This window comes from Variovorax sp. P1_H2, from assembly GCF_056405295.1.
Window position 1 is genome coordinate 1 of record NZ_JBFUCJ010000169.1, and the last position, 9,728, is coordinate 9,728.

Annotated in this window: 11 protein-coding genes, 1 pseudogene and 1 other annotated feature; of the genes and pseudogenes, 9 read left to right on the forward strand and 3 right to left on the reverse strand. The window is 67.3% G+C overall.

Annotated features, from left to right (window positions below; all coding sequences use genetic code 11):
• Window positions 1–888 (forward strand): annotated as a pseudogene (locus tag AC1D2E_RS32905) (IS3 family transposase); the annotation flags it as partial.
• Window positions 114–230 (forward strand) — a sequence feature (AL1L pseudoknot). It overlaps the preceding pseudogene by 117 nt.
• A gap of 430 nt (window positions 889–1,318) precedes the next feature.
• Here the strand turns inward: AC1D2E_RS32905 and AC1D2E_RS32910 are convergent.
• Genes AC1D2E_RS32910 through AC1D2E_RS32920 form a run of 3 tightly spaced genes read right to left on the reverse strand, consistent with a single transcriptional unit; the run spans window position 1,319 to window position 3,633 of the window.
• Window positions 1,319–1,981, reverse strand: a complete 663-nt coding sequence (locus tag AC1D2E_RS32910; RefSeq protein WP_478201298.1) for a Rossmann-fold NAD(P)-binding domain-containing protein — start codon at window positions 1,979–1,981, stop codon at window positions 1,319–1,321.
• Between the two features lie 22 nt (window positions 1,982–2,003).
• Window positions 2,004–2,375 (reverse strand): thioredoxin family protein, encoded by a 372-nt coding sequence (locus AC1D2E_RS32915; RefSeq protein ID WP_478176651.1) that lies wholly within the window; start codon window positions 2,373–2,375, stop codon window positions 2,004–2,006.
• A gap of 43 nt (window positions 2,376–2,418) precedes the next feature.
• Complete coding sequence (locus AC1D2E_RS32920; RefSeq protein ID WP_478201299.1) at window positions 2,419–3,633, reverse strand: YihY family inner membrane protein; 1,215 nt, start codon at window positions 3,631–3,633, stop codon at window positions 2,419–2,421.
• Between the two features lie 50 nt (window positions 3,634–3,683).
• Between AC1D2E_RS32920 and AC1D2E_RS32925 the strand changes: the two genes are divergently transcribed.
• The 8 genes from AC1D2E_RS32925 to AC1D2E_RS32960 form a co-directional block, all read left to right on the forward strand.
• A complete protein-coding gene (locus AC1D2E_RS32925; RefSeq protein ID WP_478201300.1) occupies window positions 3,684–4,094 on the forward strand; it encodes a DUF2069 domain-containing protein in 411 nt (136 codons plus the stop codon).
• Window positions 4,091–5,509 (forward strand): FAD-binding oxidoreductase, encoded by a 1,419-nt coding sequence (locus AC1D2E_RS32930; RefSeq protein WP_478201301.1) that lies wholly within the window; start codon window positions 4,091–4,093, stop codon window positions 5,507–5,509. Before AC1D2E_RS32925 ends, AC1D2E_RS32930 begins: the two co-directional genes overlap by 4 nt.
• Before the next feature lie 58 nt (window positions 5,510–5,567).
• Window positions 5,568–5,837, forward strand: a complete 270-nt coding sequence (locus AC1D2E_RS32935) for a type II toxin-antitoxin system CcdA family antitoxin (RefSeq protein WP_478176655.1) — start codon at window positions 5,568–5,570, stop codon at window positions 5,835–5,837.
• A 1-nt stretch (window position 5,838) separates the two neighbouring features.
• Window positions 5,839–6,153, forward strand: a complete 315-nt coding sequence (locus AC1D2E_RS32940) for a CcdB family protein (RefSeq protein ID WP_478201302.1) — start codon at window positions 5,839–5,841, stop codon at window positions 6,151–6,153.
• Window positions 6,154–6,157: 4 nt separating this feature from the next.
• Window positions 6,158–6,991 carry a thymidylate synthase gene (locus tag AC1D2E_RS32945; protein WP_478201303.1) on the forward strand — a complete coding sequence of 278 codons (834 nt, stop codon included), beginning with the start codon at window positions 6,158–6,160 and terminating at the stop codon, window positions 6,989–6,991.
• A 5-nt stretch (window positions 6,992–6,996) separates the two neighbouring features.
• Window positions 6,997–7,488: a dihydrofolate reductase gene (locus AC1D2E_RS32950; protein WP_478201304.1), complete on the forward strand. Its 492-nt coding sequence runs from the start codon at window positions 6,997–6,999 to the stop codon at window positions 7,486–7,488.
• A gap of 349 nt (window positions 7,489–7,837) precedes the next feature.
• The gene (locus AC1D2E_RS32955) at window positions 7,838–8,869 is read left to right on the forward strand and encodes a LacI family DNA-binding transcriptional regulator (protein WP_478168693.1); all 1,032 of its coding nucleotides are present in this window, start codon (window positions 7,838–7,840) and stop codon (window positions 8,867–8,869) included.
• A 58-nt stretch (window positions 8,870–8,927) separates the two neighbouring features.
• On the forward strand, window positions 8,928–9,728 hold an 801-nt coding region (locus AC1D2E_RS32960; protein ID WP_478201305.1), incomplete at its 3' end, for an ABC transporter substrate-binding protein.

The following is a 9,728-nucleotide window of genomic DNA, read 5'->3' on the forward strand; positions in this document are numbered from 1 at the left end:
GTTGATTCGGGCGTGCGCGAAGGCGTCACGACCAGCGAGGCCCAGCGAGTGAAGGAACTCGAGCGCGAGGTCAAGGAGCTGCGCCGGGCCAACGAGATCCTGAAGCTGGCCAGCGCGTTTTTCGCCCAGGCGGAGCTCGACCGCCGGCTGAAGTCCTGAAGGACTTCATCGACAGGCATCGTGACACCTTCGGGGTCGAGCCGATCTGCAAGGTATTGCAGGTCGCCCCGTCGGGCTATCGGCGACACGCGGCGTTGCTGCGCGAGCCGCACAGACGCTGCGCCAGGGCGCACCGCGACGATGCCCTCATGCSGGCGATACAACGCGTCTGGCAGGCCAACATGCAGGTCTATGGCGCCGAGAAGGTCTGGAGGCAGTTGGCACGCGAGGGCACGACGGTGGCGCSCTGCACAGTCGAGCGGCTGATGCGGCGCCTGGGGCTTCGAGGCGTGATGCGCGGCAAGGTGGTGAAGACCACGATCAGCGATGCCAGAGCACCATGCCCGCTGGATCGGGTCAACCGGCAGTTTCGTGCGCAGCGTCCGAACCAGCTATGGGTCTCGGATTTCACGTACGTGTCGACCTGGCAGGGCTGGCTGTACGTCGCCTTCGTGATCGATGTGTTTGCCCGGCGCATCGTGGGCTGGAGGGTCAGCAGTTCAATGCGCACGGACTTCGTGCTCGATGCCTTGGAACAAGCGCTCTACGACCGCCAACCCGGTGTTGCGACGACCGGTTGAATCCGCCCAATACGTCAGCATCCGGTACACGGAACGGCTGGCCGAGGCTGGCATCGARCCATCAGTGGGCAGCAAAGGCGACTCCTATGACAACGCTCTGGCCGAGACGATCAACGGCCTCTACAAGGCCGAGTTGATCCATCGCCGACGGCGTGCTCTGCTCCGCGAATGTCCCCCGGCCTGCGGCCTCCTCCTTTATTTCGCTGCGCAGAGCACACCATCGACGTGATCCGTCACGGCGGTGGTCGATCGACGATCAAGACACGGCGTTGCTCGTGCCGAGGACACCGGGTGGCCCCCGCAGCGAAATCAAGGAGGAGGCGAAGCCGGGGGACATTCGCGGAGGGGGCCACCCGGTGTGCTCGGCACGCGCCCCGAAAAACGGCCGCTCCGAATCTCAGCTGCGTTTCATGGGTCGAGGGTCGCGCACCGCGCGGTGGAGCAACCAGGATGAAACACCCCCGAAGCGCCTGCGGCGCTGCCCCCTCAAGGGGGCGATACCAGCGGCCCGGCAAAGCCGGTTCCGCGGTATCCCTGCTATTGGGCTGCGCCAGTTTCGGACATGAGCCTTGGCGCCGTCAGCGCAGCGCGTTGATGTCGGCCATCTCGACCAGGGGACTCGGCGCACCGCGCTTGGCGGCGACCAGCATGGCGCGTCCGACCTGCTCGCTGGTCGTGACCCGATTCGGCGCCCAGCGACGCACCAGACCGAACAGCGGGTTCGCAAGCACGTAGATCCATCGGTACAGCGCGGTCTTGGAGCGCACTCCGTGCATCGGCTGGATCATGCCCGGCCGGAACATGTAGGTGGCCTTGAACGGCAGCCGCATCAGCGCGTTCTCGGTCGCGCCCTTGACGCGCGCCCACATGCTGGGCCCACGCTCGGTGCTGTCGGTGCCGGCGCCTGTCACATAGACGAAGGTCATCTGCGGGTTGAGCCGGGCGAGGGTCCGTGCCGCCCCGAGAGTCAGGTCGTAGGTCACGCGCCTGTAGTCCGCTTCGCTCATGCCGACCGAGGACACGCCAAGGCAGAAGAAGCAGGCGTCGAAACCGGACAACTCGCCTTCGACCGCCGACAGCTGACCCGGATCGGGCACGACCAGATCGCGCAGTTTGGGATGCGCCTCGCCGCTCGGCCGGCGGCCGACGCCGAGCACTTGCGTGACGTCGCCGTCGAGCAGGCATTCGCGCAGCACGCCCTGCCCCACCATGCCGGTTGCACCGAAGAGCATGACCTTCATTGGCGGCCTCGTTCTCGCGGACTCAGTCGACCGAGAAGGTCTCGGGCTCGCGCTGGAGTGCGGCGAGCAGCGTCGTCACCTCGGGCGCCGATGCCTGCGCGGGCTGGAGCGCATCCAGCAGGCGCGCGAGCGTTTCGGCATGGGGCAGCAGCGGCCCGAGGAAGCGGGTGCCGGCATCGCTGGCGATCAGCAGCGTCGGGAAGGTCTCGACGTCGAAATCGTCCGCGATGTCCGCGTGGTCCTCGATATCGACCCAGGCGAAACGGAAGCGCGGATGCGCGCGCGCCACCTGTTCGAACAAGGGCCGGTACTCGCGGCAGGCGCCGCACCATTCGGCGCACAGGCAGACGACCCAGAGTCGATCATCGGCGGCGGTGGTTGAGAAATCGGTCAAGGCAGTGTCGGAGGGTCGAGGGCCGAAGAAGAATCCGGCGCCATTATGAATTCGCCAGCAGATCCTGCAGCCGCAGGCTCTCCAAAGGGCCCCGGGTCCACAGGTTGCGCAGCGGCGGTGCCTGCGGCATCAGCAGTTCGCGCAGCAGCGGCTCGAGCGAAATGGCGGGATCGACCAGCAGCACGAAGCGCGGATCGTCGTTGTCGCGCTCCTCAGCCAGCGGTGCGATCCAGTCGAGCGCGACCAGGGTCTCGAGCACCGGCGCAAGCTGCAGCGCGTCGACCTTCATCCGGCCCACCAGCTCGGCCGCGCCCAGGCCGCTGGCGGGCGTCGATTTCGCGGCATGCAGGTACTGCAGCACCTCCGCCGCCAGCTGCAGCGGCCAGCCGGCGGCGCCACCGCGCCGCGCCACGCCGGTCAGGAGGCTGGGCAGGTAGGCCGCGATCACGGCGCCGAAGAGCACGATGACCCACGCCACGTAGATCCACACCAGCAGGATCGGCACGGTCGCGAAGGCGCCGTACAGCACCGAGTAGGTCGGCACCAGGCTCAGGTAATAGCCCAGCACGCGCTTGGCGACCTCGATGGCGGTGGCGACGAAAAGGCCGCCGGCCCAGGCGTGCGCCCATTTCACGTGGGTGTTCGGGACGTAGCGGTAGAGCGCCGCCATGCCGCCGGCCAGCAGCGCGAATTCGAAGCCGTCGAACAGCAGTTTCAGGATGGCGCCGCCGACGAATTCGCGCGAGGCGGAGAAGAAGGCCGCCGTGGTACTGAGGCTCAGCGCCAGCACCAGCGGGCCGAGCGTGATCGCGGCCCAGTAGATCAGCACCCGCTGCGCCAGCGGCCGCGGCCTGCGCACGCGCCAGATGCTGTTGAGCGCCTTGTCCATGGTCAGGATCAGCGCCACCGCGGTGACCAGCAGCACCACCAGGCCGGCCACGCCGAGGCCGCTGGCCTTGCTCGCGAACTGGTTCAGGTAGCCCAGCACCTGGCGCGCGATGTTGTCCGGAATCAGGCTGTCGATCAGCCAGCGCTGGACCCGCCCCTGCATCGTGCCGAACATCGGGAACACCGTGAACAACGCCGCCGCCACCGTGAAGAAGGGCACCATCGCGATGGTGGTGGTGAAGGTCAGGCTGCTGGCGGTCAGGCCGAGCCGGTCTTCCCGAAAACGCTCGCCGAGCACGGCGGCGGTGTTGCCCCAGGGAAAGTGCGAAAGATCCCTCCAGAGTTGCCGACGATTCATGGCCGGTATCATGCCACCGGGTCTTTCGCCGCCCCGGCGCAACCCGCCCCATTCGAGCTGCCTTGACCGTATCCAACCTTCCTCCCGCCTCCGTTTCCGCCACCCGATGGCTTGCCGTCGGCAGCCTGGTCGGGCTGATCGTGCTCGGGCTCGCCTGGGAGCTGTGGCTGGCGCCGCTGCGGCCGGGCGGCTCCTGGCTGGCGCTCAAGGTGCTGCCGCTGGTGCTGCCGCTGGCCGGCCTGCTGAAAAACCGCATGTACACCTATCGCTGGGTCAGCCTGATGGTCTGGCTCTATTTCACCGAAGGCGTGGTGCGCGCCTGGAGCGACACCAACGGCGTCGGCCAGCTGCTGGCGCTGGTCCAGGTCCTGCTGTGCCTGGCGCTTTTCACGGCCTGCGCCTGGCACGTGCGGCTGCGGCTGCGCAACGCCGCGCAGGCCCGCAAACTCGAAGTCGAAAGGGCAACGCCATGAGCGTCTTGTTGGAGCAGCTGCGCGCGATCGTCGGCGCGGCGAACGTGCTTACCGAAGGCGATCTCAGCGCCTGGGAGCAGGACTGGCGCAAGCGCTCGCGCGGCAAGGCGCTGGCGGTGGTGCGGCCGGGCGACACGCGGCAGGTGGCCGAGGTGGTCAAGGCCTGCGCCGCGGCCGGCACCGCGCTGGTGCCGCAAGGCGGCAACACCGGCCTGGCGGTCGGATCGATCCCGGACGAGAGTGGCACCCAGGTGCTGCTGAGCCTGCAGCGACTCAACGCGATCCGCGGCATCGACGCCGCCAACCTCACGATGACGGTCGAGGCCGGCTRCGTCCTGCAGACCTTGCAGGAGGCGGCGCGCAACGCCGGCTTCCTGTTCCCGCTGAGCCTGGCGGCCGAAGGCAGCTGCACCATCGGCGGCAACCTGGCGACCAACGCCGGCGGCACGCAGGTCGTGCGCTACGGCAACGCGCGCGACCTCTGCCTCGGGCTCGAGGTCGTGACGCCGCAGGGCGCCGTCTGGGAAGGCACCAGCGGCCTGCGCAAGGACAACACCGGCTACGACCTGCGCGACCTCATGATCGGCAGCGAAGGCACGCTCGGCGTCATCACCGCGGCGACGATGAAGCTCTACCCGCTCCCCGCCGCGCAACTCATGGCCTGGGCCGCGGTACCCACGCTCGACGACGCCGTCAAGCTGCTCGGGCTTGCGCACCAGCGGCTCGGCCCGGGGCTGACCGGCTTCGAGGTCATGGGCCGGTTTGCGCTGAGCCTGGTCGCCAAGCATTTCCCTGCCTTGCGCGTGCCCTTCATCGACGACGAGGCCGTGCCGTACTGCGTGCTGCTCGAGAACTCCGACAGCGAATCCGAGGACCACGCCCGCGGGCGCTTCGAGGCGCTGCTCGAAACCGCCTTCGAAGCCGGCTGCGTCACCGATGCGGTGGTCGCCGAGAGCCTCACGCAGGCGCACCAACTCTGGCACGTCCGCGAGAGCATTCCGCTGGCACAGGCCGAGGAAGGGCTCAACATCAAGCACGACATCTCGATCGCGGTATCGCGCATTCCGGCCTTCGTGGCCGAGACCGACGCGCTGCTGGCGCGCGAGATCCCCGGCGTTCGCCTGGTCAACTTCGGCCATCTCGGCGACGGCAACCTGCACTACAACGTGCAGGCACCCGAGGGCGGCGACAACAAGGCCTTCCTGCGCGATCACGAAGACCGCATCAACACGCTGGTCTACGACGCAGTCGAGAAGTTCGACGGCTCGTTCTCGGCCGAGCACGGCGTCGGCTCGCTCAAGGTCGACAAGCTCGAGAAGCACAAGTCGCCGGTGGCGCTCGAGATGATGCGCGCCATCAAGCGCGGGCTGGACCCGCAGAACATCCTGAATCCGGGCCGGGTGATCCGGCTCTGAAGGGGGCACGGTTCATGCGCGTAAACTATGCGCATAGTTCATGCTTGGAGAACGCTGCATGCTTCGCTTCGAAAAAGCCCCGAAAAAGGCAACCAACCTTTCGCTCAACAGCAAGGTGCTGGAGGCGGCGCGCGAGCTCGGCATGAACCTGTCCCAGACGGTGGACGAGCTGCTTGCAGAAGAGGTCAAGCGTCGCTACTGGGCGAAATGGGCGGAAGAAAGCAAGGATGGCATCGCCGCCTACAACGCCAGGATCGCGAAGGAAGGCTTGCCACTGGCCAAGTACCGCACTTTTGCGCGCAGCCTTGGCGACGGCAAGAAAGGTTGACATGGCGCGCTTCGACGTCTATTCGAATCCGGATGCAACCGACCGCGCGGCCATTCCTTTCATGCTGGATGTCCAGAGCGACTATCTCGAAGGTCTGGACACGCGCGTGGTCATCCCGCTCTTCGCTACCGCGCGCTTCAAGACCAGGGTGCGCACGCTGAATGCGGAACTTCGGGTCGCCGGAAAGGAGGTTGTCATGGACACCGCCTCGATCGGCGCCATTCCCTCGACGGAGTTGCGCCGACCTGTCGCCAACCTTTCCGACCAACAGCTCAATATCCAGGATGCGCTCGACGCATTGTTCGCAGGCCATTGACGACATGACCACCCACCCCATCCGCTCCCAATACGAAGACTTCATGCGCCACGTCGACAGCACCGGCGTGTACAAGAGCGACCGCACCGGCACCGGCACCAAGAGCGTGTTCGGCTACCAGATGCGCTTCGACCTCGACGAAGGCTTCCCGCTGGTCACCACCAAGAAGGTGCACCTGAAGTCCATCATCCAGGAACTGCTGTGGTTCCTGACCGGTTCCAGCAACAACAACTGGCTGAAGGAGCGCGGCGTCACGATCTGGGACGAATGGGCGCGCGAGGATGGCGACCTCGGCCCGGTCTACGGCGTGCAATGGCGCAGCTGGCCGACGCCCGACGGCGGCCACGTCGACCAGATCCAGCAGGTGATCGACACGCTGCGCAGCAACCCGGATTCACGCCGCATCATCGTCAGCGCCTGGAACGTGGCCGAGCTCTCCAAGATGGCGCTGATGCCCTGTCATGCCTTCTTCCAGTTCTACGTCGCGCCGCCGCAGGCGCCGGGCGAGCGCGGCAAGCTGAGCTGCCAGCTCTACCAGCGCAGCGCCGACATCTTCCTCGGCGTGCCTTTCAACATCGCGAGCTATGCACTGCTGACGCACATGATCGCCCAGCAGTGCGAGCTGGACGTCGGCGACTTCATCTGGACCGGCGGCGATTGCCACATCTACAGCAACCATGCCGAGCAGGTGGCCCTGCAACTGAGCCGCGCACCCCGGCCCTATCCGACGCTGGTCATCCGGCGCAAGCCGGCTTCGATCTTCGACTACCAGTACGAGGACTTCGAGGTGGTCGACTACGAACCCCATCCCGCCATCAAGGCGCCGGTCGCGGTGTGATGGCCATGCGCATCAACCTGATCCTCGCGCGCGCCGCCAACGGCGTGATCGGCCGCGACGGCACGATGCCCTGGCACCTGCCTGAGGACATGGCGCATTTCAAGAAGCAGACGATGGGCGCGCCGGTGATCATGGGCCGCAAGACCTGGGACTCGATCCCGCCGCGCTTCCGTCCGCTGCCGGGCCGCCGCAACGTCGTGGTCACGCGCAATGCCGATTGGCAGGCCGACGGCGCCGAACGGGCGGCCAGCCTCGAGGAAGCCATCGACCTCTGCGAGCGCGGCCAGGCCGTCGAGGCCTGGGTGATGGGCGGCGCCCAGATCTACGCCGCGGCCGAGCCGCTGGCCCGGCGCGTGCTGTTGACCGAGATCGAACGCGACTACGAGGGCGACGCCTGGGCGCCTGAATTCGGCGCCGGCTGGCAGCAGACGGCGCGCGAATCGCATGTCGCGGCCAACGGGCTCCCGTTCAGCTTCGTGACGCTCGAGCGAAGCTGAAACGCCCCCTATCGCCTGCGCGCAGACGGCCGATTCTTCTCGACGCTCGACGGCTTCTGCCGCTGCACTTGCGGTACATCGCAGGGTACGACAGACCCACCGCTCGACGACCCTGCGGCCGGCCCCGCACATCACGCCTCGCACCGAGGCGGTCTGACGGCGTCGGCGCGGCGCACGCGCTCGCCACGGGCGGCCTCGTCGGCCGTTAGCGGCCCGAGTGAGGCACGCTTGCACACCTCCCGCCCCCTGCACCCGGTCCTGGCCGACCTGCGCCCCATGCTCCAAAACCCTGATTGATTTAATTATTGATGTTATTACGATCGCCACCTCGATCCACGCTTCCTCGTCCATGTCCTCCGCCCCCACCATCGCCGACATTGCCCGCACCGCTGGTGTGGGTACGGCCACGGTCGACCGGGTGCTCAACCGCCGTCCGGGCGTCAATGCCGAGACCGTCCAGCGGGTGATGCAGGTGGTCGAGGAACTGGGCGCCCCGCAGCAGCCGGGCCGGCCTCGCCGAGGCGCGAACGCGCGCTTCGCCTTCGTGCTGCCGGCCGACGCCTCGCCCTTCCTCGACCTGGTCGAGCGGCAGATCGCGCAGGCCGCCGGCGATTTCCGGCACGCCCACATCACCGAGATCACGCACCGCCTCGACGCCACCGACCCGGCGCGCTTCGCCGAGGAGCTCGCGCAGGTGAGCGACTGCGAAGGCATCGCCTTGCTGGCGCCCGACCTGCCGCCGATCAAGCGCGCCATCAACGAACTGGTGCGCACGGGAGTCCACGTCGTGACCCTGTTCTCCGACGTCGCGGGCTCCATGCGCGAGACCTGCATCGGCGCCGACAATCGCGCCGCCGGCCGCACCGCCGGCCTGCTGCTGGGACGGATGGCCAACGACAGCCGGCGCGACACCTTGTTGCTGTCGTCGCAGGCGACGCGGCTGTCGGCCGAGATCGAGCGCCGCATCGGCTTCGCCCACGTCATCGAGGAGCGCTTTCCCCGACTGCGCATGGTGCGCACGCCGGACCTGCCGGCCGATGACGACGGCGCCTGCCGCGCGCTGCTCGACGCACTGAAGAACGGCATCGACCCGGCGCGCGTGGCCGGCATCTACAACGTGGGCTCGGGCAGCGCCGGCGTGGCGCGCGCGCTGGCCGAGGCCGGGCTGGCACCGCATGCTGGCGTGGCGGCGCACGACTTCACCGACGAGAACGCCTCGCTGCTGAGCGCCAATGCCCTCTCCTACGTCCTCCACCAGGACATCCATTACTGCGTGTTGACGGCGGCGCGTGTACTGCGCGCGCTGTGCGAGAACGTCCGTGGCGCACTCAACGTGGTGCAGCCGCGCATCGAGATCCTGACGGCCGAAAACCTTCATTGAGCGGACGCCCGGTATGTGCCCCTGAACCCAAACCTTTTGGAGACAGCCCATGAAATCGATGTCCAAGATGCTCCCGGGGGTGATCGCCCTCGCCGCAGCCACCGTGCTCAGCCTGACCGCCGCCGACGTGCGCGCGCAGGACAAGACCATCACCCTGTGCTGGGCCGCCTGGGACCCGGCCAACGCGCTGGTCGAACTCTCGAAGGACTTCAGCACCAAGACCGGCATCAAGATGAAGTTCGAGTTCGTGCCGTGGACCAGCTTCGCCGACCGCATGCTCAACGAGCTCAACTCCAAGGGCAAGCTGTGCGACCTGATCATCGGCGACAGCCAGTGGATCGGCGGCGCGGCCGAGCAGGGCCAGTACGTCAAGCTCAACGAATTCTTCGCCAAGGAAGGCATCAAGATGACGGACTTCGCGCCCGCCACCGTGGTGGGCTACGCCGAGTGGCCGAAGAACACGCCGAACTACTGGGCGCTGCCGGCGATGGCCGACGCGGTCGGCTGGACCTACCGCAAGGACTGGTTCGCCAAGCCCGAACTGCAGGCCGAGTTCAAGAGCAAGTACAACCGCGACCTCGCACCGCCCAAGACCTGGGCCGAGTTCAAGCAGGTCGCGGAATTCTTCCAGGGCCGCATGATCGACGGCAAGAAGGTCTACGGCGCCTACCTGTTCACCGAGCGCGGCTCCGAAGGCATCACGATGGGCGTCACCAACGTGCTCTATCCGATGGGCTTCAAGTACGAGGACCCGAAGAAGCCCTATGCCATGGACGGCTTCGTGAACTCGCCCGACGCGGTGCGCGGCCTCGAGTTCTACAAGGCGCTCTACAAGGGCAGCACGCCGCCCGGCCTGACC

Excerpts from the sequence above, each read along its gene's own strand:
- AC1D2E_RS32940 (WP_478201302.1), top strand. The coding sequence starts at position 5,839 with ATGGCGCGCTTCGACGTCTATTCGAATCCGGATGCAACCGACCGCGCG.
- AC1D2E_RS32955 (WP_478168693.1), top strand. The coding sequence starts at position 7,838 with ATGTCCTCCGCCCCCACCATCGCCGACATTGCCCGCACCGCTGGTGTG.
- AC1D2E_RS32920 (WP_478201299.1), bottom strand. The coding sequence starts at position 3,633 with ATGATACCGGCCATGAATCGTCGGCAACTCTGGAGGGATCTTTCGCAC.
- AC1D2E_RS32935 (WP_478176655.1), top strand. The coding sequence starts at position 5,568 with ATGCTTCGCTTCGAAAAAGCCCCGAAAAAGGCAACCAACCTTTCGCTC.
- AC1D2E_RS32945 (WP_478201303.1), top strand. The coding sequence starts at position 6,158 with ATGACCACCCACCCCATCCGCTCCCAATACGAAGACTTCATGCGCCAC.
- AC1D2E_RS32910 (WP_478201298.1), bottom strand. The coding sequence starts at position 1,981 with ATGAAGGTCATGCTCTTCGGTGCAACCGGCATGGTGGGGCAGGGCGTG.
- AC1D2E_RS32950 (WP_478201304.1), top strand. The coding sequence starts at position 6,997 with ATGCGCATCAACCTGATCCTCGCGCGCGCCGCCAACGGCGTGATCGGC.